A 23,837-nucleotide genomic window follows, 5' to 3' on the forward strand; every position below is an offset into this window, starting at 1 on the left:
AGGGGACTAAAGGGCCCCTCATAATCCTTTGATGTTGTTATATGCACTGGTAATCCCCCCTGCATTCAGGTTAGGAGAAAATTCTACTTATGCCTGCATCGATTTTTCGGGGGGATTACCATATGTCAGATCAAGTCGCGACTAATACAGATTACCGCTGTTAGTGTGCCATTTTCATGCTTTGTTAGCAAAGATGGGGTGAATATCGACTTATTATTTTCTATTATTTGTATACTCCATATACAAAATCTTTTACCGAGCGATAGTTTCTTAACCCCGCAATCCCATCCTCAACATGTGCTGCCCAGGCTTTAATCATATCCTTCTGCGTCATCTGTGGATAAAGCATCTTCAATACCAATTCTGTAGTCTGTAATGTCTCCCCCAGCCACGTAATTTTATCCAGTACCAGCGAGCCATCCAGCTTCTTGGTATCCCGCTCAGGCGAATAACGGAACTCGCTCTCTACCGAAAGGAAAAATGCCAGTCGAGCAGCGACATTGGGCGTAATCCCTGTATATCCTTTCAATTTTTTAAGCTGCTCTTCAGTCTGACGACTAAGCACCATTCGATTCGGGAGCATCAGATCGCCTCCTTAGTTAATTCCCAGAAATAGCCAGGTTTTAGTGCAGACGATTTGGTATGTGCATTAAACACAATCTCATAAGCATGAGATATGTCATCCCGCAATTGATCAACAAAATATCGCTCATCTACTTCTGTATCTGTAGAAAGCAACACTACCTGATGACTAGCAAACGGGAAGTAATGATTAATCAATTTATCTCTATGCTGTGAATCTAAACGACCCAATGGCGTATCAATAATCACTGGCAAATCACGACCAGAAGTCTTCGCCAGAGCTTCGAGTATTGCAATTGCATAGATCTGTTTTTCACCGGCAGAAAGAAGCTTGCGATTTATTACTGTGCCTTTTTCATCGATCAATTCCACATCAAAGGTTTCGGGATTGATATGTGCATTGAGCTGTAAATCCTCTTTACGGGCTAATTTGCGATAAGCATCGCCAAAATTAACTGACAGCGTTTTCACCCTGGCTTTTGTTAGAAGTTCACTATATCGATCAAGCAGGTTGATCGTTTCCTGCGCATTATTAAATGCACTATCGGAATTGTGCTGATTACGAGCCAGATCATGTGTCTTTTGTATCTGGCGAGCGCATTCAAGCTGCTGTTGTTTAGTTTGCTTTGCTTCTTCCAGAAGCGAGCAATACTCCTGCCGTTTAGTTTCGCGTTGCCGGTCAAGCTCTCGTAGTTTTTCAAAAATATCCATTAGCTGATCATCTTCCGGCGCTCGCGCGATGTTTGCTGCCGCTTGCTCCAGTTGCTCTTCAACCTCTGCTAATTGGATACGATAGAGATCAAAGCGTTCCCAGGATTTTTTACTGTCCTGCTCGATGGACTGTTCAATCATCCCAGCTTCCCGTTCGGAGATGTCAAACAATAGCTCTCCTTTAGGTTTACTAGCCAGGAAATCTTTTAGATTATCTTCAATCGCTTCGGCAGCAATAAGACCTGTAGTACCTGAACGGAATGAGATATCAGTTTTTAACTGTATGAGAAATTGATTCAATTCTTTTTCAAAACTGCTCGCTTGCTTGATTTGCATCTCTTTATTTATTTGTTCCAGCAAACGACTTAACGTTTTGGGTGCTAAAGCATATGGCAATGAGCCATCGCACTCATGACGCAAGGCTTTTTCAAGGCGCTCCTTTTCTTTTAAAAGTGTATCAACTTTTTGTTTTTCTTGTGTTTTAGTTTGGGCAAAAGCACCACCCTCTGCATTGAGAATGGATTCATATCGCATGATTTCTTTCGTCAATAAATCGATGCGCATCTTTATAAAATCAGCTTTTTCTAAAGTCTGCTCAGCTAGGAAAGAAAAATTTTTCGCCTGTTCTTCAAGATCAGAAAGCTTTTGCTGTTTGGAAACCTCTAGCTGGCTTGATTGTTGACGCTTGACAAATATCATCAAATCATTTCTAAGTTTCGAAATGAGATCTAAACCTAATAAGCGTCTAACCGCTGTGCGTAAAATATTTCCTGAATCGTCTTCAGCAAGTTCTGCAATTTTTTCGCCGTCGAAGAAGAACAAATCTGCAATTCCATGTGGAATTAATTCATTCAGAAATCCCTGGCATTGATCATAATCCAGCTCATTCAGAGGTTGGCCATCTTGCTGAAGCGATAGCTGATCTTTTTTACCTTTTTTCCACGTACGTGTAACAGTGAATTCAGCCTCACTACCGCCTTTGTTATAAGTAAAGCTGAGCTCTATAGATGCTTCACTCGGATCTTCGCCAGCAGTGGAACCGTTATGAATTAATGCACTAAGCTCTTCAATATATTGTTGCTGTTGGGTAGAGGAGCCAAACGCAAGTCTGCCGTATAAGGCAATCCTGATAGCCGATAGAATTGATGTTTTCCCAGCACCATTTAGCCCACCAAATAAAACTATCGGGCGCGGATTAGAATTGTTTTGGCGTTTTCTTGGCGCCAATTCAATAACGTGTTCACCTCTAAATACTCTAAAGTTTTGCAAAACCAGCTGTTTAATTAACATGTTCTTTTTCCTCACTGGTAAGCAAAGATGTGTCACTTACGTCGGCAATTCTTCGTTGCAATATCTGGAGTTCGGCTTCTAACTGAGCGACTTCGCCCTGATGTATATCCCGATCGTTTCGTTTCTGTAATGATTCTTGTTGCAGCTTAATTTCTTCAAGACTGCCCCAATCCTGCCTCAGGATGGTGCCTAACTTGTCAAAGATTCCCTGACGTCGGCTCAGGCCTTCCATCGATACTTCCAGTTCGATTAGCTTCATGACCATCTCAGGTTCAACATCAAACCCTTGAGATATCTGCATTAGCAAGTCAGCATCACTGGCATCAAATCTTGACTGGTCGTCTATAACCCAATCCAAATCTTTTTGATAGACCTCCCGATAGATACCTGGCAGGGCATCATACCAATCGGGTTCATTGGGATCTTTTAACCATTCCTGGCGAATAGCATGTAGTTCAGGTTCAGTGATGAGCGTGATGGTGTGACCCTGAGCATTCATATCTCGCTCAATTTCCAGTAAATCTTTCAACCATTGCTGACGGTATTTCATCCAGTAAGGACCTGGAACATGCTTACGTTCAGCGCTTATTTCTTCGCCGTCTTTAGCGTATTGATAGCTGACTTTGCCGCTACGGCGCTTATAGTTGCGGTAAGTATCTTTATTCACTGGATCGGTGGTGAACGCCAGAAGATCGCGATATTTGAGTAATGGAGACATCCAGACTTCACCATTCTGGATCAGGCTTTCCATCGCTTTATCTTTTGTAATCACGGTACAAGTCCAGCATCCAAAGCGTGAGCTACCGCAAGATGGCGTACTGTCATCGATAACCAGCGGACATTCGCCTTGCGCCGAAGAGTCCATATACAGCGTCCACAGGGGACGGTTATTACCACCCCATGGGTTTTCCCACTCATCCACATCATCTGGAGAATAACGGAATGCACCCCTGAGTAACTTCCAGACGTCTTCAGTGTCCCAAGTATCGATAGGAGTATAGATAAAAGCATTTGCAAGTGTGGTATGCCGCGCCAGACGGGTACCATCAATTTTGTGCTTAGCAATAACCTGGGCGCGGGATGCGCTTTCGCTACTACGTGATCCAAGTACAACGATGACTTCATCAAACTGGCTGACTTTATCTTTGATAAAGTCGCTTACCGGGTTTATTTTCATGCGCTCGGTACACCAGCGGAAACTTCGGGTAGGGGCCGGATAGCCTTTACCTAGCAGATTGACCCAGAAGGTTTCGTGAGTCTTTGGCATGACAGCATGTTGAGTGATTGGAAGCCCAGCGCGTTTAGCACCGGCTTCAATTCGTTGCATGGTCTTCTTGATCAAATCCACTACGACTGGTGTCTCTACCAATGTGTCGGACGAAACAAGAAACACGTCCTTCTGCCGCATAGCGGGCGGTAGCCCCAGTAATGCGAGGTATACCAAAGTAATGACAGCGCTGGAATCTTTACCCCCGCTGTAACCAATCACCCATGGACGCTTATCAGCACAATAGATACGCTGTACTTCAGATACGTATTCTGCCAGGGGCCGCCCGGCAAAATATTCCTGGTTGATGAAATCTTCATAATCGGCCAGATCGTGGGCCTGAATCAGTTTACTCATGAGATAACCATTTGAGCTTCTAGCTCTTTTTCTTCATTTGAAAGGGGGAGCGATAAGGCGATTTTAAGAGCATTGCAGGTAAGCTGAATAGATACTGTAGTCTTACTGAGTTTACCATGTTGCATCGCACGTTTGGTCAGCTCTGGGCTACTTTTACGCCAGTCGAAATCTCTAAGTGCACAAATTATTTTCTGCCATGAATCTGGGTGCTCTGAGAGCAAGCAATGACCCAGTAAACCCAGAGCCTGAAGTCCTATGCCGTGTGCATGAACATACTCCTGACGCAGTTGAGCAGGAGAGACTTCTTTCTTTGCAGCCAATTGCCAGTCTGGCATGACCTGGAATATCGCTTGCCAATAGAGGGCTGCAAGATCAGAGCACTGTTCAACATCATTGGCTTTAGGTTCTTTTCCCAGCAAAGAACGCGTCGCTTGCTTGATGCTGCTTAAAGTGAACAATTTGTTTGAAAACTTACTGATGCTGGATTTTTCCATTTCAGTCAGTCCGATAAAAGGCTCGATATTCATAGCCAGATACCGTGATAAGTTCGAACTGATATCCCTATGATCGTAAAGCGTGGCGAGAGAGGGACTTGGCCTGATGGCATATTTATTCAGGTCAGCAAACATTTGCTGACTGCGTTTAAGTCCTTCATCAACAAAGAATAAAACAGGAATATTGTCTTGCCCCAACTCTGGTCTTGCATCCAGTGCGTCTTCTATCGCTTTCCTGCGATGCTGCCCATCATTGATTAAAATTTGTGCTTCCATGGGCACGCGCAAAGTGCCTAAGTTATTAGAACCCGAATACTCATCAAACTGCACATCAACTGCAATGGAAGCAGTTAGAGCTGAAAAGACATAATTATCCGGATTTTCAAGCAAATATCGGACCATTTCAGGTATGCGGGCTTTATTCAGTGTTCTTTGTGCTCGCAACTCAGGCGGTACTTCATTTTCGTCAAAACTAAAAATTTTGGGGATTATGCGCATAGGGCAGGTAGCGATATAAAATGGTCGGCCTGCCTGGATTCCTCTGACAGCGGGGAAAGAATAGCAGTAGTCAGTATCAAAATTAGCCATACAGCAGTTACCTGGAAGTAATATTCATCTTACGTAAAAATAAACGTTTTATAGGCTTGTGTCATCCTTTTTCACGTAGGGATTATACTTTTTTAGGTGCTTTTTCTAGTTTTCAGTATATGATTAAAATTTTTTATTACAACACGTTACCTAAATATCTAAATTGCAAGCTCCAGGTTTTGGGAGCATTTTACATGCTTATTCAGGCACCTAATCCAGACCTATTCTTAACGCTGTTTTCTCTTGTCCTCACGAGAATTGCAAACTCAAACCAAGCTCTACCCAAACTCAAAAAAACACTCACCATCAGTAACTTTACCTGCCCTCCCAGCCCCATCCACTAATTCCTTACCGAAACAACACAGCTTTACCCATCGAAACTAATCAGCGCCAGAGTAACCAACCTGAGCAAATCACTACCGGCTCCATGCTAAACTGGCTAAACATTCCTCCAATATGAACTCTTATAAATGAGGTTATACCTGCATTGAGTCGCCTGAGCGGATGGAATCCACTGAACGGAAAATGGTTATGGCGATGCCGGCCTCTGCCGCTGGTCATCGCGCTGCTGCTGACAGGATGCGCCCGCTCTGACGCATTGTGGACGGTCACGCATGATCTCTGCATGAATAACTATCACTACCGTCGCGATCCGGCTCCCTGCCAGCAAGTCTATCTTCCGCAGGACGCCACCCAGGGCTACAGCATCATCCAGAATCCCCGCCACAAGCTGCACTTTATTCTGGTGCCGACAATGGCGATGTCTGGCATTGAGAGTATTGCGCTGACGCGGCCTGGACGTCCCGATTATTTCGGCGACGCCTGGTTAATGCGTTATCGTCTGATGGCGGCCTATGGTGCTGAAGTGCCTGAGGATCGGCTCGGCATGGCACTGAATTCCGCTTATGGCCGCAGCCAGAATCAACTGCATATTCATCTGACCTGCCTGCGGGAGGATGTCTATCGCCAGCTTCAGGCCGAGCGCCCCTATATTGGTGATGACTGGCGACCCTTGTCCGACCGTTTGCTGAATCACACCTACTATGCCCGACGCGTTATACAGCCCACGGCGATGGGGATCTATCCTGTCTCCTCCGTGGCAGACCATTTCCATCTGTCGCCGCCGCAGCTTGCGGAGTATGGTGTGGCGCTCATCCCCACAACGTTCTCGGGAGAGAAAGGGTTTATCCTGCTCACCACCCGGCGCGGCTGGGATAAGGGCAATCGGGCGTCCGTTGAGTCGCTACTGGATAAACGCTGCACTATTCTTTCAACGCCGCCGGCTGACGTTTCAGCTGCTCAGTAACCAAACCTCATCACCTTCAACCAACCCAACCACACTGCTGTAATTAAAACCTCTGATAGCACGAACCCAACTGGCAATAACGATTACCCGCGCAGAAAAACCAGCTTATGGCTTATGCCGTAATCAAGGAACAGCGCCCCGTCGCGCTGCCAGTGGCATCCCGTCTCGCACTTGTTATAAAACCCCGCTCTATAAACGAAGTCATCGACAGCGGAAAACTTCTGGTAGAATGCCCATTAAAATGAAACAGTGTTTCATTTATTGAAAATCATCGGAGGCAATATGTCCAAAAATGCAGCATTACTCCTGGCCACAGGATTTGAAGAAGCAGAAGCGTTTATTACTCTCGATATCCTCAGCCGGCTGGGCATCAAAGTCACCACCGTTGCCTGTCAGCCTCAGCGCGAGATCGTCAGCTACCACGGTGCCGTCATTAAAGCAGATACGCTGATTGAAGAATTAGCGGACGCACATTTATTCGATGCGCTGATCATGCCAGGCGGGCCTGAGGGTTCTAAGAATCTGGCCGCCAGCTCTGCTGTTACTGCTTTAATTCAGCGACATGATGACGCCGGCATGTTGATTGCCCCTATCTGCTCTGCCGCCGCCCGGGTGCTGGGTGGCAATAACCTTCTGAAAGGTCGTCGCTATACATGTTCAGGCGAGCTGGGGCTGGAGGTCAAAGATGGCGAGTATGTAATGGAGGATGTGGTGGAGGATGGCAATCTGCTCAGTGGCCGGGGGCTGGGTGTCGCCTTCGATTTTGCATTAACGCTGGCTCAGCGTCTCACCGGTAATAAAGGCGCGGTCGATTTCCAGGCTGAACACATTTATTACCGTCCGTGGCTGAACAGGTCGTCTCGCTAAACGCCCCTGAATTTTAGTCAGCCGCACAGAGCGCTGAGTGTTGTGATAGCAGCAAAAGAGACACCGAATCCTCAGTGTCTCTTTGAATCGCAGCCGTGTTCCACTAGTCATTGGCGACTGGCTTACCGATACAGCGCCGCTTTCCCCACCGAACTAAACAGCGCCATCTTCGCTGCGACCACTTCACCTGCCGCCTGCATCGGTTTAACGAAGAGTGAATTAGGCTCGTGTCCGCCCTGTTTCAGTTCCTGTTCCAGCGCCACGAAGAAGGCCTTCTTCATATCGCTGGAGATATTGATTTTACCGACGCCATAAAGAATGGATTCCGCGACCTCGCTGTCTTTGTTGCCTGACCCGCCATGCAGCACCAGCGGGATATCCACCACCTTACGGATCTGCTGCAGGCGCTCGATATCCAGCTTCGGCTGCTTCCCTTTGGGATAGAGGCCATGCGAGGTGCCGATGGCGACGGCCAGCGTATCGGTGCCGGTCTCGCGCACAAAGGTCTCCGCCTGCTGCGGATCGGTATAGAGAATCTCGTTACTGCCGCCTTCACCGCTGCCTTCCGCCACACCGATGGTGCCCAGCTCCGCTTCCACGGAAACATTAATCGTGTGCGCTATCTCGACAATCTTCTTCGTCAGCGCAATGTTCTGCTCAAAAGGATGAGACGAGGCGTCAATCATTACAGAGGTAAAACCGGCGTAGATCGCTTTCATCACCTCTTCCAGCGAGCGGCCATGGTCCAGATGGATTACCACCGGCACCCGCGCCTGAATCGCCAGCGTCCGCAGATAACCGATAAACTCCGGGCCGGTGAAGGCCATCTCCTCAGGATGGATCTCCAGAATCAGCGGTGAATCCAGTCGCTCGGCAGTCTCAACCGCCACCCGTCCAAACTCCGCACTGGCGATGTTGAATGCACCGACACCAAACTGATGCTGTTGTGCAACGCTGAGCAAGTCTTTCATGTTGTAAAGCATAGGTTTTATCCTTGTTGTTCAGGAACGGAGATATCTTTTTTCAGAAACAGCAGGATCAGCGCTGTCAGCAGACTGCCTGCAGCGATCGCAAACAGATAAGCCATGACATGGCTGATCACGTTAGGAATGAAGATGACGAAAATGCCGCCGTGCGGGGCGCGGGAAGCACAGCCCAGCATCATCGACAGGGCACCTGCGAGGCCGGAACCCGCCACAATGGCCGGGATGACGCGCAGTGGATCGGCAACCGCGTAAGGGATCGCGCCTTCGGTAATGAATGAAAGGCCGAGTATGTAGGTGACTTTGCCGGTCTCGCGCTCCTGTTCGGTAAACTTACGGCGGAAGAGGGTGGTCGCCAGCGCGATACCCAGCGGCGGCACCATGCCCGCCGCCATACAGGCCGCGATCGGTCCGTAGATCCCGCTCGACATCAGGCCAATCGCAAACATACAGACGGTTTTATTTAGCGGACCGCCCATATCAAAGGCCACCATCATGCCGAACAGCAGGCCGAGGAGGGCGGCGTTAGCGTTACCCAGAGAACTCAGGAAGTCGGTCAGCCAGCCGAGCAGCATTTTGATCGGCTCACCAATCAGCAGCGCCATCAGTGCACCGGTCAGCAGCACACTCAGCAGAGGCACAATCAAAATCGGTTTCAGGCCGGCGACGGCTTTAGGCAGGTGAATATGGTTATTGATCAACAGCGTGATATATCCGCCCAGGAAGCCGGCAATCAGCGCGCCGAGGAAGCCGGAGCCGGTGTGGATCGCCATCATCCCGCCCACGGCACCCGCCACGATGCCTGCTTTGCCGCTGATAGACTGGCTGATGCCCAGTGCCAGAATCGGCAGCATCAGGGCAAAGGCCGAACCGCCGCCAATATCAGAGAGCATCTTCGCTATCGGGCTGAAATTCGCGTCCCCTGGTGTGGCCGCAGTAATCCCGAATGAAAAGCTCAGGGCGATCAGGATGCCGCCCGCCACGACAAACGGAATCATCAGGTTCACACCGGTGATGAGGTGCACATAAATCTCAGACATCCAGGAGCGGGAACCTGACGTTTCACGGGCACTGTTAGCCGGTTCAGACGCATTCGTCGGCGATGCTGAATCCACCAGGCGAGGAGCCAGCTCGCCGTTCACGATGGCGTTTAACAGGCCTTCGGCATCTTTTGCGGCTCGGGTAACGGGCACCTCAATCACGTTTTTGTGCTGGAAGCGCGCCATCTCTACTTTCTTATCCGCGGCAATTAGCACCACGTCGGCCCGATGAATATCGTCTTCGCTGAAAATATATTCGCTTTCAATCGCGCCCTGAGTTTCAACTAATACATTCAGGCCCAGTTTTTTAGCCGCTTTTTTCAAATTACTTTCGGCCAGGTAGGTGTGGGCGACACCTGTAGGACAGGCGGTAATGGCAATAATGTTCATAAACGTTCTCCAGTGAAAATTTTATATTTATGTTTTTCGGTCTGAAGGAATGGCTACAACCTGGAATACCTCCTTAAGCTTTTTATCTCATTACATTCTCTGATTTATTCAGGCTCCCGAGCGGGATAACAGTAAATGAAACATCTCTTCACGATGCGCGACAGTCAGTAACTGTTCAACGACATCTTCATCGCCCAGCGCAATGGATATTCTGGCGAGCATTTTGATATGGCCGACATCTTTATCAGACTCTTTTACCGCGAAAAGAATCACTAAACGAACACTGGTGCCGTCAATGGTTTCCCATGGAATATCGCGGCGTAAACGGCCCACGGCAATCCGGGTTTTGGCTACGGCAGCAGATTTACCGTGCGGAATCGCAATATGATTTTCAAATCCGGTAGAGCCCAATTCTTCACGCAGATAAACATCCTTCAGGAATGCTGCTTTATCAGTGACCGCGCCGGTCTGGCAGAGCAGGTCAGTCAACTGAGAAATAATCTGCTCTTTCGTCTGGCAATCGACATCGAGAATAATGCACTCTTCTTTCAGCACTTCATTAATCGCCACGGCTGTTGTCATGTTACTTCTCCATTATTAATTAATTGAATTCGATACCAGACACTCTGTGACTCTTGCGATATCTTTCGCCGAAAACAGGGCTGAAACATAAACCACCGGTTTTTCCAGCGGCTCCAGCCGGATAGTAGAGATCACCACATCACACTCATGGCGTTTCAGGGAGTCCGCGATATTTTTTCCAGGTACGATGTCGATGATCTTCCAGTCGGGAAAGGCGCGGATAATCCGCCCGTAAAGCAGCTGCGACGTGCCCAGACCGCTGGAGCAGACCAGCAGTACCCGCTTAACTTTGATGCTGTTTTCGATGGCCGCCTGGATATGCACCGTCAGGTACGCCACCTCATCGTCACTGATTTCATCCAGGCTGTACTCCTGCGTCAGTTGGTTGATCACCGCTTTGACGGCGGCAAACACTGTTCCCAGCTCGGTCTGGATATCATGCAGCAGCGGATTTTTAATCCGGATGTGATATCTCAGACGGTTCAGCATCGGCTTGATATGCGAGGACAACGACGCCTGCAGGTTCTGGTCGGTCGTGATTTCAATGTTGATGCGCTGCGCCACCCGGCGAATCAACTCCTGCGCAAAGCGGGTTTCACGTTCCGAAATTAACGACTCATCCTGCAGTGGTACTTCACCGCCCGCTTTACCGGAGGAGACAAGATATTGATAGATAGAGTGAGACTCCTCAGCCACCAGCACCGTGTTACAGGCGGTCTCGATGCGCTCTACCACCGCCAGCGAAACCTGCCAGGCGTGATGATCGCTGACCCTGTTCATGGTCACTGCGCGCGCGTCGGTCCTGGGCATCGGCGAGTGACTGCGGTGAATCAGCACCAGAATGTGGGTAAACAAATTAATGTAGTAAGGATCGCTAATCGTATAGTGCAGTTGCTGTTCAATAAAATTGATGAGTTGCAAGGTAAAATGGACAGCCTGCTGACCAAATTTCTCTGAAAGCTCCTGCAGCGTGCTTTCATCCAGGCGGCTTTCCATCATGTCCTGACGGTTATAAATCGATTTTAATACCAGCGCTTTCATCGCCATGCGAATATTCTGGTCACTGCCTTTAATACTGGTGCCGACGCGATTTTTCAATAACGTTAAATTAAACTGATGCAACCAGACTTCCAGTGTTTTTAAATCATTCACTATCGACGCACGGCTGATAAAGTATTTATCCGCGAGCTCGCTAATGGATGAACTTTTTGGTGAAAGCATTAATAAATCCGATGCTATTTTTAGCATTCTGAAGTTGCTGCTGAAATCATCCACCTCGGTTGAAAAAATCCGGCGCGCAGCTATTTCTGCCTGGGCATCAGAGAATTTAATTGTGATCCCTCTCCCACTTTTTCCGCTGATATTGATCCCCAGGTCAGCCAGTTTTTCATTAATGTCAGCGATGTCGCGGCGTAAGGTTCGGCTGGTGATGGCTGTTTTTTCAGAAATAAATTGCAGGCTCACGTAACTGTTATGAGAAATAAGCTGTCGCATAATCGTCAGTTGCCGCTCAGTCAGCGCCTTCATCATCATCAGGTTCCGCTTAATTTGTTATTCGAGGTGTCAGTTATCATCTAAACAAAGGCCCTCAGCCATGTAAATATTAAAACATGGCCACAACAGAGTGAGCAGGCTGACCACCTGAAGGGGTATTTTTGAAATAATTCGGGTGGGGTGAAAAATGTGAGGGAAGAGATTGGGAGGGTTTTGCAGGCTAATCGGCAGCCAGTCTGGGACATACCAGTTGCCAAAAAAAGCCCGGCTTACGCCGGGCCAGAGTTTATCTTTACACCATCTTCAAACGCTGTAGTCGTTTCTCGCGGCGAATCTTGCGTTCTTCCATCACCGCAACCAACGACATCAGGCAGATACAGGCGATAGCGGCGATATCCAGTGCGGCGAACGTGCCAGCCCAGCCGGTCAGGCCAAATATCGGTGTGCCGTCAGCGATCATCCCAAGACCTAACTTAGCAAAGCTGTCACCAATCAGGTAAGCGAAAGTGCCTTTGATCCCATCCGCTGCGCCAATCGCTTTTTTCGGCACAAAGCCGACCGCGGCAACGCCGATTAACAACTGTGGGCCAAAGACCAGAAAGCCCAGTGCGAACAGCGAGGCCAGATAGACATACTGGTTGCTGGCATGCTGATAGATCCCGAGCGTGGCGATAATCAACGCCAGTGCGACGCAGGCCACCAGCGCACGACGGCCATTGGCCAGATCGGATAGCCAGCCCCACATCAGCGTACCCACCAGTGCACCCACTTCAAACAGGGTAAAGCCCTGAATCGCCACCTCTTTAGAGAGCTTCAGCTCCTGGAAGGCGTAAACCGTTGACCACTGATCGATCCCGATGCGCACCACATAGAGGAAGATGTTGGCGAAGCAGAGCAGCCAGATCACCTTGTTCTTCAGTACGTACTCGACAAAGATCTGCCATTTGGTCATCGACTCATCTTCAGCTTCTTTATCCTCATCGCTTAGCTCTTCGTCAAACAGCTCTTCGGCCTTGCCCAGGCCATAAGACTCCGGGGAATCGCTGCCGTAGCGCAGGCCGATAAAACCAACAATCAGCGCGATAATAGACGGGAAGATAAACATCCCAATCACATGGCCGTTGAACAGCACATTGGCACCAAACAGCGCCACGCCTGCCGCACCGGCACCGCCGAGGTTGTGGGAGATATTCCACATCCCCAGATAGGTGCCACGCTTGCGGCGCGGCGTCCACTTCGTGATGGTGGAGTAGCTACAGGAGCCGCCGGTACTCTGGAAGAATCCGCTTAAAGCATAAAAGGCGATCATCAGGAACAGGCTGACGGAACCTATGCCCATGCTGGCGCTGAAACCCAGCATACAGATGGCCGAAAGAATCAGCATAAACGGCAGGAACTGCTTGGTGTTTTTGCCGTCAGCATAATAAGAAACCAGGGTTTTCCCGACGCCATAGGTGATGGAGAAACCCAGACCGATCATCCCCAGCTGCGTCATGCTCAGTCCGTAGGTGGTGATCATATCGTTCTGCGCGATATTGAAGTTTTTGCGGATTAGATACATGGTCAGGTAGCCGATAAAGACCACCAGATAGGACTGCATAAACGGCTTGAACCACATCTTGCGCCGCAGTTCGATTGGCAGATCCAGCGTTGGTCTGCGCACCTGTTTGAGGAATGCCAGCATGTAAGGGGATTCTCCTGGTTGGAATAGCTGCAATGGGCAGCTAATGGCTGGCATTGTAAAAACTTGCCGCCAGACTGGCCTGAGACAGCATCCAGGCGAAACCAGGAAAATTTCTTAGTTTTGCCCCACCTTGGGCAAAAAGGAGAGGCGTATCACGCTTCAGGCAGGGATCTCGGCGCCTGAGCATTTAAAAACGGCAACAGCAGCAGGGCGGATATCCCCGCCGCCGTGGCAATCACCGCAAAGAAGCCGCTCCAGTGCCAGACGTCGATTACCCACGCCAGCGGCCAGCCGGAGAGTGACGCGCCGAGATAGGCGAAAAGACCGACGAAGCCGGTTGCCGCGCCCGCCGCCTCTTTATGCGAACACTCGGCAGCCGCCATGCCGATCAGCATCTGCGGGCCGAAGACAAAGAAACCGGTAGTAAAAAAGCAGGCGGCCTGCATCACGTAACTGGTAAAGGGCATCAGCCACAGTGAGCCGACGGAAAGCAAAATCCCGGCTGCAAAAATCAGGTTCATGGGGCCACGGTTGCCATTAAACAGCTTGTCCGAGCCCCATCCCGCGACCAGCGCGCCTATCACACCGCCCAGCTCAAACAGGGTGACTACCGAGTTGGCCGTCACCAGATCCACCCCCAGCGTGTCGGAGATGTAAAGATTCCCCCAGTCATTGAGCGCGGCGCGAACCACATAGACCAGCACGTAACACAATGACAGCAGCCAGATATAGGGATTGAAAAGCACGTAGCGGGTCAGGATCGCTTTGCGACTCAGACCTGCGCCTTCCTGCTGCTGCGCCATCTCCATCTCATCCTGTCGCCAGTCGCCTACAGTGGGCAGGCCGACAGTCTGAGGCCGGTCGCGCAGACGCCAGCAGAGAAACAGTCCGGCGAGTATCGCTAAACTGCCCGCAATCATCATCCCGGTTCGCCAGCCATAGTGCAGTGCCACCGCACCGATAACGATCGGGATAACCGCACCGCCAACGTTGTGCGCGGTGTTCCATAATGCCCACCAGCCGCCGCGCTCGTTACGCGAATACCAGTTGGTCAGCAGGCGCGCGCAGACCGGCGCGCCCCAGCCCTGGAAAAAGGCGTTGATGGTCCACAGCAGCGCAAAAGCCCATAGCGAGGTGGAGAAGCCAAACAGGATATTGACCACGCCGGTAGCGATCAGCCCCAGTCCCATAAAATAGCGGGCATTGGAGCGGTCACTGACGATACCGGAGAAGAACTTCGACAGGCCATAAGTGATGTAAAACAGCGTCGCCAGCAGGCCGATATCGGTTCGCATCATCACACCGCTGGCGATCACTTCAGGTGCTGCCGCGTTGAAGCTTTTGCGGGTAAAGTAGAACAGGGCATAGCCGATCCAGATGGTTGACATGATGTGCCGTCGCCAGTAGCGATAGCGGCTATCAATCTCACCTTTGTCCTGCAGCGGGGCGGCGTTAGCGGGCGTTTTCAGGAAGTTAAACACGGTGATTCCTCAGGCCGAACGCAGCGGCAGATGCACGCTGACGCGGGTTCCATGGGTGCAGGAGATCGTCAGGGAGCCGCCCAGCGCACTCACGCGTTCGCGCATCCCGACCAGACCAAAGCTTTGCTGACCAGAACCTGGCGGCAGACCGCAGCCATCATCTTCAATCACCAGCAAAACGCGACAATCCTGTTGCCAGCCTTTCAGCATCACGGCGCTGGCGCTGGCGTGTTTTACAATGTTGTTCAGCCCCTCCTGACAGACGCGAAACAGCGTGACGCGCTGCGCTTCGCTCAGCAGCGTCTCATCAATACGCCACTCAAGGTGACTGACGATGCCGCAATCCTCCAGCTCCATCTCACGCATCAGGGAGCGGACTGCCTGTTCAAGTGACAGGTCATCTAACTGGCGGGGTCGCAGACGTCCCAGCAGTCGCCGCACTGAATCGTAGACACCGAGTGAGAGCTGCTCAATATGGACGCCGCTCTGGATCACCCGGCCATTATCCGGCGCAAGGCGCTGCACAATGCCCGCCTGGGTGCGGATTGCCGTAATCGTCTGACCGATATCATCGTGCAGTTCGCGCGCCACCTCCTGGCGTACGTTCTCTTCTGTTTCGACCAGCCGTTCCGCCAGCAGCCGGTTGCGCGCCAGCTCGCTCTGCAGCGACTGATTCAACTCGCGCAGCCGCTGGATACCCGCACCCAGCAGCAGTCCGGTCAGACTTTGGGCCAGTAGTGAGAGGAGAAGATCGACCGGATGATCGTGCCAGGTCTGGCTGGCGATCAGCGCGATTGCATTCATCAGCGTCGCGATCAGCGCACCCTGCCAGCCGTAGTGCCAGGCCAGAGCAATAATCGGCAGTGCCAGACAGAATGGCGTAAAGCGCGACAGTTCAGCGGGCAGGCCAAGCTGCAACCAGAGACTGATGACAAACAGCAGCAGATACCAGATAAGATGCCGGGCGCGCCAGTTGACCGGGTGTGAGACCAGCGACGGCCCCAGCGGCTGCCAGCGGGTGCTGGTGAGATAGTGCCAGATGACCAGGCAGGTCGGGGCCAGCGTCAGACCACCGGTGAGCGTCAGTAGCAGGGCGTTCAGCATCTCCTGCTGTCCCGCCCACGCCAGAGATTGCAGCAGCGCCGCGGCGATCAGTGCCGCACCCTGGCTCAGCAGCGTGCGCCAGTCACGCTGATGGCGGTAATGGGAGATCAGCGCCACTGGCAGCAGCGTCAGTACACTGCCCGCCATTAACAGCGGCAGATGCGCCAGCGCGACCACCTTCGCCAGCCAGACCAGCATGATCCACTCACCTGCCAGCAGCACCGGCCAGTAAGCGCGTGGACATTGCAGCATCAGCCCCAGACGCAGGCCAAACGGGAATAGCAGCACCGCCAGTTCCGGGCGTTCCACCAGATGCAGGCTGATACTCCACAGGCAGAACCAGGCCGCCGAAAAGATAAAAAAGCTGGCGACAACGGAGATCAGCCGCGAAACAAAAGGACTCATTGCCAGCCATCAAACATGCGGCGCGCCAGCTCCACATCATTGCTGACGCCGAGCTTCTCCATCAGATTCGCGCGATGAACATGTACGGTTTTCGGTGACAGCGCCAGCTCAACGGCAATTTCCTTAACCGCCATGCCCTGTGAGAGTTTTTCTGCCACCTGACGTTCACGTCGGGTAAGCGGGTCCTGCCGACCAGCGGCCAGCTTGATCGCAATCTCTGGCGTCAGATAACAGCCGCCTGTGGAGACCGTGCGCACCGCCGCGATCAGCTCATCGGGACGACAGCGTTTAGAGAGAAATCCGCGCGCACCGGCATTAAGTGCCTGTTCCACCAGAGCCGGACTGTCATGGACTGAAAGCATGATGGTGGCCAGGCCCGCCGGCAGCTTGCTCAGCAGCGCCAGCCCGGAGAGATCTGGCATCGAAATATCGCAAATACAGACCTGAACGCCACAGCCCGGTAAACCTGCCAGTGCCTCACGGCCAGAACCAAATTCCGCCACCACCTGGAAATCAGATTCCAGGCTCAGCAGCTGGGCAAAGCCGGAGCGGACGATGAGGTGATCGTCAATCAGCGCGATGGTGATCATGGTTATTCCTGACGGGTAAAATCGCGCTTACCTTAGCGATAAGCGTGAAGCTGTTCAAGTCGTGAGCAGTCTATTCAGGTAAGAAGATGGGTAGAGTGATGCAGGTCAAACTGTCGTGGATCGTGAGAGAAGCATGCCGGGCCAAATAGCCGCCCGGCAGATCGTGAGGCTAAGCAGTCAATCAATGGAGACAGCACTGCTTATATTTTTTGCCGCTGCCGCACGGGCAGGGATCGTTGCGGCCAGGCAGTTTCTCTGCCGCGACCGGTTTCTGAGGCACGGGAATCGCTTCCGGCTGAGAGATCCAGTGATCGTGCAGCGCCAGGGCGGCAGGGCGGATCGCCTCAATGCTGGCTTCCATTTCGTCTGGCGTCATGGCGTCGATCTTTTCGAGATTCTCTTCCACGCCGTGCAGAGCGATAGCGTCCAGCGCAGGCTGCAGATCCGCAGGCAGGGCAGACCAGTCGGTCAGCGCGACACCGCGCATGTAACCGAAGCACCACTCTTCCACCACGGTAAATTCCAGACCTTCCATCTCGCGGATGCCAAACAGCGGTTCAAACTGCTCCGGGAACTCAGATAAACGATCAGCCACATCATTCATATGCTGGAAGCACAGCGACATAAAGCGCGTCATTTCACGCTCGTTGCTCCATTTTGGAATCTGCTTCTCGCCGCCCCAAAGGGCCACCAGCCACTGGCTGGGTTCAACGGTAGTGGGGCCGGAGAGAACGGCAGTCAGCAGACCATCCAGCTCGGAGACATCAATAATCGACGCTTCGCTGCCATATTTTTCCAGCATATCTTCCAGCCATTGCAGCTCTTTCTCGGACAGTGGGCCTTCTTTCATGCGGTTGCCTCCCGGGCATGTGAAAATTTCAGCGCGGCGTTGAGCCTTAAAACCGCAGCAGTGTACACCCTTGTGGGCGTTCAACACAGCTAACCCTGTCCGGCGCTGGCATGAGGTTAAACCGCGTTTAACACCATTTTGACCCCATTATGCAGGCGATAGCCTGCTGCACTTTGTGGTACATTTTTGCGCTGCAGAGAGGCTGCTGCGTAGTAAATAAAATTAACCTGATGATTATTAAATGAAAAATGGATTTTCCGGCAGCCAGGCTTTAGCTGTATATCTCGCACGGCTGGCCGATAGCAGCCACGGGATCGGCAGAGTCATAATGCGATTTATGCCCGTCATGATCTTCCTGCTGGCGGGCTGTGGAACCCTGTCGCAAACCTCCGCGCCGGTAGGCGACCGCGTTTATCTGACGCACGCCACCTTTCACGAAAATGTCGATGACATCGTGCATCACTACATGCAGCAGAAGCAGGTTCCCGGCATCAGCATTGCCGTTATTCATCACGGCGGCCCGACCCGCTATTACCCGTTTGGCGTTACTGATGGGGCGCATCGCTATCCGATCACGCCCGATACCCTGTTTGCGCTGGGCTCGCTGAGTAAAGGCGTGACGGCTGAAGTGATTATCCAGCTGGTTGAACAGGGTAAGCTGCGCTGGAGTGATACGCTGGCCGACCTGCTACCGAAAGAGGTTCATCTTAGTGCTGATGCGCAGCGCATCACCCTGCTGCAACTGGTGACGCATACCTCAGGCCTGCCGCGTCAGGATATGGACCTGCCGATGCTGTTGCAGTTCGTGGGTTATCTGGGCACTGGCGAGAATTTCTATGGCAATCTCGACAGTGACAGACTGCTGACTTATCTGGCGGACTTCTCTGCACCTGCGGTACGCATGCCACACTACTCCAATCTCGGCTATGCGCTGCTCGGTTTTATCATACGCACCCGTTTTCATCAGGAGATTCAGACGCTGGCGTCACAGCTTATCTTTACCCCGCTAAAGATGAGTCAAAGCAGTTTTGTCCCGGAAACGCTGCCAGGCTATCCGCTGCGTGCGCTGGGCCATGCAGGCGATCAGCCAAAATTTATCCGCCGTGGCTCGCTGACGCCCGACTGGCATTTTCGCGGCAATATGGTGGCGGCGGCCAGTCTCTACAGTAATGCGCGTGACCTGAGTGCTTATTTGCGCGCACATCTTGATGCCACCGATGATACGGCGCGGGGTCGGGCGTTTATGGCGGTGAACTGCGCATGGTATCAGCAGGGGACGCAGGCGCAGAACATCGCCTGGGTTACCGACACGATTGAAGGTCAGCAGATCACCTATCAGGTGGGGTATATCGGCGGTTACGCCAGTTTTATCGGCTACGATAAACGTAACGGCAATGCGATCGTGGTGCTGCAGAACGGCTTTAACTGGAGCAACTATTTAGGCATTGCGTTGTTGGTCGATTTGGCAACTCAGGATAAAGTGGTCGTACAGTGATCCGTTACCTGAGCTGTGCGCAGTAAAGTGAATCGCGCTGTTTTGCCTTACACATAGCATTAGCGTACCGGAACTGAAGTGCGATAAATTTTAGCCTGACTGTCAAAATTCAACGTGGAAATCATTATGCGCAGGACTCAACGTGTACTTTTATCAATGGGATTACTGGTTGGCTCACTGAGCCTGATCCCCGCTGTACAGGCTGCTGGCGAAGCAACGGATAGCGTTCCGCCACCACCGCAGATTCAGCCTGCAAACCCGGGTGCCCAGCCCGCTACGCCTGATACGGGCAGCGTTCAGCCGGACGCTGGTGCCGCACAAAACCAGCCACAGACCAGCTCACAATCTAATGATGGCATTACGCCGACGACGCCGACTTCTCCGGCACCGTCCAACGGCGCACGCCCTAATTACGAACTCAGCACCATCATCATCGACTACAAAGAGTACAAAATCGGTGACATCGTGCCAGAGAAGTACACCGATAAAACGTACACCATCACCGAGTGGCAAAAGCGTAATCTGCCCGCCCCGCAGGCAAATACCCACTGGGCCTATATCAACGCCAACTACATTCTTATTACCAATGACACCGGCAAAATCGTCATGGGTAAATCAGGCGATATCTTCTTCCGTGGCTAAATAAAATCAGCCGGTCGCAATGACCGGCTTTTTTTAGCTGAAACGCTCCGCACCAAAGCTCGCCAGCATCGGATGCTTCTCACCGCTTACGATCTCTTCCGCCAGTAATTCTCCGACAATCAGCGCCAGCGTTGCGCCCGAATGCGTGAACGCGACAAAACAGCCCGGCACCTTCTGCAGTTGGCCCAGCACCGGATCGCCATCACCGGGAATCGGCTTCAGGCCAATTTTCCAGCTCTGGACGCTGAGCGACTCGCTGCCACGTAATAGCCTGCTCGCTTCGTCCGCCAGCTTCGCCACCACCTGCTTATCAATATGGTAATCGCCTCCGGCCAGTGGCTGGATATCTTCCTCATACCAGTCATGATCCAGAGCGTAACGGTTGCCAGGGTTGGGCCGGATAGCGGCGCGTGGCGTGTTCAGCACCGCTTTGAGTTCATGTTGGCTTGGTTCAGTGATCACCAGCATTGAGACGGGCGATCCGTTGGGGATCGATACGCCCAGTGGTGCAACCACATCCGGTGTCCAGGGGCCGCAGGCGACTACCACCGCATCAGCCCGCAGTTCTCCCAGATCATTGCGGATGCCGCAGGCACGGCCATGCCCGGTGATCACACTGGTTTTACCGGCGTGCTCTATCACTTCACCCCCGCGCGCCCGGAACTGATTCACCAGATAATCGGTCAGGTGTGGCAGGCTGACCCAGCCTTCACCGGGATTGAATATCGCCTGTGACGGCAGCGCATCGGGATCGATCGTCGCATCTGCCTGCGCCACGGTATCCGCGGTTATTAGCTGTGAGTCGTAGCCGTGTGCTTTTTCATAGGCATGCCGCGCCTGCGTTCCGGCCTCATCGTCGCTAAACCAACAGACCCCGCCATCAAAACGCAGCCAGTCGAGGTCAGGATGCTGAGCAAATAAGGTGCGATAGCGATCAATGCCCGCCATACGCAGCGCGTGATAGGGCAAGGAGCGTTCACCCGCCGAGTTAAGCCACGACAGCGAGCGTCCCGATGCCCCGGAACAGAGCGCGGCTTCGGTCACCAGTGTGACGGTGGCACCGCGTTTTGTCAGCTCCAGCGCCGTCGACACACCGATGACGCCACCACCCAGTACCACCACGTTCATTTCAGTTTTTACTGCCATTATCAGGTTCCTTACTCAGTTACAGCACTTCAGAGAGAAAACGTTGCAGACGCGGTGACTGCGGTGCATCAAAAATGGCGCCCGGCGGCCCGGCTTCAACAATCTCGCCTTCATCCATAAACACCACCTGATCCGCCACTTTGCGCGCAAAGCCCATTTCATGTGTCACCACTACCATCGTCATGCCGCGACGACAGAGATCCGCCATCAGCGTCAGGACACCTTTCACCAGTTCGGGATCGAGCGCGGAGGTCGCCTCGTCAAACAGCATGACTTCGGGATCCATCGCCAGCGCACGGGCAATCGCGACACGCTGCTGCTGGCCGCCGGAGAGATCGCGTGGCCGGTGGTCTGCGCGCTGACCCAGCCCGACCTCTTCCAGCCGCTGACGCGCTATCGCCATCGCCTGCGCTTTGGGCAGGCCTTTGACCCGCCACGGGGCCAGCGCCACGTTCTCCAGCGCGCTGTGATCGGGGAAGAGATTGAAGTGTTGAAACACCATGCCAATCCGCAGCCGCAGCGTATCGGGCTTGTCGTGCAGCACGGATCGGTCAGCCAGCAGGACATCTCCCGATTGCGGCTCATGCAGTCGGTTGATGCCGCGCAGCAGTGTCGATTTACCTGAGCCGGATGGCCCGATGATGCAGGTGGTGCTGCCAGGCGCAACCCGCAGCGAGACCTTACGCAGCACCTCAATCGGGCCATAGGCCAGCGTCAGCTCGCGCAGCTCCAGGCTGGCACCGTGCCAGGTCGCGTCCGTTGTGCTGCTCAGGTTATTCATGGTTGCCTCCGATGCGGGGATGCGTGATCAGTGCGCCGCTGGGCGGCCTGACTTCATCCACCTCTTTTAAGCCGCTTTGCGGAACCGTCAGGCGACGGCGACCAGTGCGATAACGCACATCGACATAGTTGACCATGTGCGTCAGCGGTACGGTGATGATCAGATAGAACAGTCCGGCCAGCATCAGGGGCGAGAGATTGCCGGTGAGTACCGCCGCATCCTGACCCACGCGGAACAGCTCGCGCTGCTGGGTCATCAGGCCCAGTAGATAGACCAGCGAGGAATCTTTGATGATGGCGATAAACTGGTTAACGATGGCGGGCAGCACGCGGCGGATCCCCTGCGGGATCACCACCAGTCGCATTGCCCGTCCATAACTCATCCCCAGCGCGCGGCAGGCTTCCATCTGGCCGCGTTCAACACTCTGAATACCGGCGCGGAAAATCTCGCCCATATAGGCGCTGGCGATCATGCTAAGCGCGAAGATCCCCAGTGGGTAGGGTGTCGGACCGAACAGCTGATAGCTGAATCGCGCCAGGCCCTGACCAATCAGAAGAATAGTTAGAATAGAGGGCAGACCTCGAAACAGATCGGTATAGAGCCGGGCAGGCAGTCGCAGCCAGCGTGAAGGCGAGATGCCCATCAGCGCCAGCAGAAGACCAAACAGCGTGCCGAGCAGCGTTGCCGCCAGCGAGATAATCACCGTGTTGACCAGTCCGGTGGCCAGCATCTGCGGCAGCACTTCCATCATTGATGGAAAATCAAAGAAGGTGCGGGAAAGAATGGTGAGCAAGTCCATCGCCGTCTCCATGCAGGGCGGGGGTTCCCCCGGTTAACTCAGGACGCGAACGTCCGCCTCTTTACTGGCCGCCAGGCAGATACTGTTTTGGCATCGGCGATCCGGGAAACCATTTCTCATAGAGCCGTTGCCAGGTGCCATCCTGCATGGCGGCTTTGATGGCCTTGTCCAGTGCGGCCTTGAAGGCGGGCTTGCCTTTGGCAATGGCAATGCCGGCCGGTGCATCAAACGAGGGGATGTCGGCGGCAGAGACCAGCCTGAAGCGTTCGGCATAGCTTTTTGCCGCCTCATAGTCGAGGAAGATGGCGTCTAACGTGCCGTTGTTGAGTGCGGAAACGGCGCTGTTGTTATCCGGGAAGCGGACAAGATCGGTCTGGGTGAAGTGTTCGACGGCATAGCTCTCCTGCAGCGTGCCCTGAACGACGCCAAGCCGGTGTTTCGCCAGGCCGGCGACATTCTTCACGCCGCTGTCAGCGCGGGTGAGAACGGTGAGAAATCCCGCCAGATAGCCGGTTGAAAAGTCGACCGTCTTTTCCCGCGCCGGGGTGATGCCGATAGCCGCCACCGCCGCGTCATACTGACCATTGGCCACTGCTGGCATAATCGCCGAGAAGTCTTGACCAATAAAATCGACCTTATCGATTCCGATTCGGTGGGCGACATTTCTGAAGAATTCGACGTCGAAGCCGGTGAACTGACCGCTGGCATCCGTGAAGGTATAGGGTTTGGAGTCGCCGACGCTGGCGATGCGTAGCTGGTCGGGTTCGATCAGCCCATAAGGATTGTTATCGCTGGCAGCCAGCGTACAGAACGAAAGTGGACAGAGTGCGAGCAGTGTGCCCAGCAGTTTGCCCCGGGGGGTTTGCGATTTCATAGCTCATCCGTTTTTGCAGGTTTAAACATCAGAGA

21 protein-coding genes are annotated in these 23,837 nt (G+C 52.9%); 4 read left to right on the plus strand and 17 right to left on the minus strand.

The features are described 5' to 3' along the window. Positions 1–223 precede the first annotated feature (223 nt). From dndE to dndB, 4 genes are read right to left on the minus strand one after another with little or no spacing between them, the layout of a single operon-like run. Positions 224–583 (minus strand): DNA sulfur modification protein DndE, encoded by a 360-nt coding sequence (gene dndE / locus AC6I77_RS02460; RefSeq protein ID WP_485523409.1) that lies wholly within the window; start codon positions 581–583, stop codon positions 224–226. Continuing rightward, positions 583–2,583 (minus strand): DNA sulfur modification protein DndD, encoded by a 2,001-nt coding sequence (gene dndD, locus AC6I77_RS02465; protein ID WP_485523410.1) that lies wholly within the window; start codon positions 2,581–2,583, stop codon positions 583–585. The genes dndE and dndD overlap by 1 nt, the downstream gene beginning before the upstream one ends. After that, complete coding sequence (dndC, locus tag AC6I77_RS02470) at positions 2,573–4,207, minus strand: DNA phosphorothioation system sulfurtransferase DndC (protein WP_485523411.1); 1,635 nt, start codon at positions 4,205–4,207, stop codon at positions 2,573–2,575. Before dndC ends, dndD begins: the two co-directional genes overlap by 11 nt. Next, positions 4,204–5,289: a DNA sulfur modification protein DndB gene (gene dndB / locus AC6I77_RS02475; protein ID WP_312041437.1), complete on the minus strand. Its 1,086-nt coding sequence runs from the start codon at positions 5,287–5,289 to the stop codon at positions 4,204–4,206. Before dndB ends, dndC begins: the two co-directional genes overlap by 4 nt. Positions 5,290–5,803: 514 nt before the next feature. Between dndB and AC6I77_RS02480 the strand changes: the two genes are divergently transcribed. Together AC6I77_RS02480 and AC6I77_RS02485 are read left to right on the plus strand one after the other, a co-directional pair. Then, positions 5,804–6,595, plus strand: coding sequence for a CDP-diacylglycerol diphosphatase (locus AC6I77_RS02480; RefSeq protein WP_485523456.1), 792 nt, complete (start codon positions 5,804–5,806; stop codon positions 6,593–6,595). Between the two features lie 282 nt (positions 6,596–6,877). Beyond that, complete coding sequence (locus AC6I77_RS02485; protein WP_497816692.1) at positions 6,878–7,462, plus strand: DJ-1/PfpI family protein; 585 nt, start codon at positions 6,878–6,880, stop codon at positions 7,460–7,462. A gap of 122 nt (positions 7,463–7,584) precedes the next feature. Here AC6I77_RS02485 and AC6I77_RS02490 read toward each other — a convergent pair whose 3' ends face one another. From AC6I77_RS02490 to AC6I77_RS02530, 9 genes are all read right to left on the minus strand, one after another. After that, on the minus strand, positions 7,585–8,445 hold the full coding sequence (locus AC6I77_RS02490; RefSeq protein ID WP_078804788.1) for a ketose-bisphosphate aldolase: 861 nt from the start codon (positions 8,443–8,445) through the stop codon (positions 7,585–7,587). A 5-nt stretch (positions 8,446–8,450) separates the two neighbouring features. Beyond that, positions 8,451–9,875, minus strand: coding sequence for a PTS fructose transporter subunit IIC (locus tag AC6I77_RS02495; protein ID WP_497816693.1), 1,425 nt, complete (start codon positions 9,873–9,875; stop codon positions 8,451–8,453). 108 nt (positions 9,876–9,983) lie between these two features. After that, positions 9,984–10,457 (minus strand): PTS sugar transporter subunit IIA, encoded by a 474-nt coding sequence (locus tag AC6I77_RS02500; RefSeq protein ID WP_078804786.1) that lies wholly within the window; start codon positions 10,455–10,457, stop codon positions 9,984–9,986. Positions 10,458–10,472: 15 nt separating this feature from the next. Beyond that, a complete protein-coding gene (locus AC6I77_RS02505; RefSeq protein ID WP_497816694.1) occupies positions 10,473–11,990 on the minus strand; it encodes a BglG family transcription antiterminator in 1,518 nt (505 codons plus the stop codon). Positions 11,991–12,243: 253 nt separating this feature from the next. Then, complete coding sequence (uhpT, locus tag AC6I77_RS02510; RefSeq protein WP_140033768.1) at positions 12,244–13,635, minus strand: hexose-6-phosphate:phosphate antiporter UhpT; 1,392 nt, start codon at positions 13,633–13,635, stop codon at positions 12,244–12,246. A gap of 152 nt (positions 13,636–13,787) precedes the next feature. Then, positions 13,788–15,116: an MFS transporter gene (locus tag AC6I77_RS02515; RefSeq protein ID WP_003850910.1), complete on the minus strand. Its 1,329-nt coding sequence runs from the start codon at positions 15,114–15,116 to the stop codon at positions 13,788–13,790. A 9-nt stretch (positions 15,117–15,125) separates the two neighbouring features. Then, the gene (uhpB, locus tag AC6I77_RS02520; RefSeq protein ID WP_286865924.1) at positions 15,126–16,625 is read right to left on the minus strand and encodes a signal transduction histidine-protein kinase/phosphatase UhpB; all 1,500 of its coding nucleotides are present in this window, start codon (positions 16,623–16,625) and stop codon (positions 15,126–15,128) included. Continuing rightward, complete coding sequence (uhpA, locus tag AC6I77_RS02525) at positions 16,622–17,215, minus strand: response regulator transcription factor UhpA (protein WP_078804775.1); 594 nt, start codon at positions 17,213–17,215, stop codon at positions 16,622–16,624. Before uhpA ends, uhpB begins: the two co-directional genes overlap by 4 nt. A 181-nt stretch (positions 17,216–17,396) precedes the next feature. Then, on the minus strand, positions 17,397–18,065 hold the full coding sequence (locus tag AC6I77_RS02530) for a YecA/YgfB family protein (RefSeq protein WP_003850904.1): 669 nt from the start codon (positions 18,063–18,065) through the stop codon (positions 17,397–17,399). Between the two features lie 241 nt (positions 18,066–18,306). On the opposite strand from AC6I77_RS02530, the gene AC6I77_RS02535 reads away from it, so the two are divergent. Both AC6I77_RS02535 and AC6I77_RS02540 read left to right on the plus strand, forming a co-directional pair. Further along, the gene (locus tag AC6I77_RS02535) at positions 18,307–19,560 is read left to right on the plus strand and encodes a serine hydrolase domain-containing protein (protein WP_140033770.1); all 1,254 of its coding nucleotides are present in this window, start codon (positions 18,307–18,309) and stop codon (positions 19,558–19,560) included. A 126-nt stretch (positions 19,561–19,686) separates the two neighbouring features. Beyond that, positions 19,687–20,202, plus strand: coding sequence for an RcnB family protein (locus tag AC6I77_RS02540; protein ID WP_078804773.1), 516 nt, complete (start codon positions 19,687–19,689; stop codon positions 20,200–20,202). Between the two features lie 33 nt (positions 20,203–20,235). Here AC6I77_RS02540 and AC6I77_RS02545 read toward each other — a convergent pair whose 3' ends face one another. The 4 genes from AC6I77_RS02545 to AC6I77_RS02560 form a co-directional block, all read right to left on the minus strand. Continuing rightward, positions 20,236–21,348, minus strand: a complete 1,113-nt coding sequence (locus AC6I77_RS02545) for an NAD(P)/FAD-dependent oxidoreductase (protein WP_039658850.1) — start codon at positions 21,346–21,348, stop codon at positions 20,236–20,238. Between the two features lie 19 nt (positions 21,349–21,367). Next, positions 21,368–22,129 carry an amino acid ABC transporter ATP-binding protein gene (locus AC6I77_RS02550; RefSeq protein ID WP_105099530.1) on the minus strand — a complete coding sequence of 254 codons (762 nt, stop codon included), beginning with the start codon at positions 22,127–22,129 and terminating at the stop codon, positions 21,368–21,370. Beyond that, positions 22,122–22,928 (minus strand): amino acid ABC transporter permease, encoded by an 807-nt coding sequence (locus AC6I77_RS02555; protein ID WP_497816695.1) that lies wholly within the window; start codon positions 22,926–22,928, stop codon positions 22,122–22,124. Before AC6I77_RS02555 ends, AC6I77_RS02550 begins: the two co-directional genes overlap by 8 nt. Before the next feature lie 61 nt (positions 22,929–22,989). Then, positions 22,990–23,802, minus strand: coding sequence for an ABC transporter substrate-binding protein (locus tag AC6I77_RS02560; RefSeq protein ID WP_497816696.1), 813 nt, complete (start codon positions 23,800–23,802; stop codon positions 22,990–22,992). Positions 23,803–23,837 lie beyond the last annotated feature (35 nt).

This window comes from Pantoea sp. X-Soil-ISGK-259, from assembly GCF_059730705.1.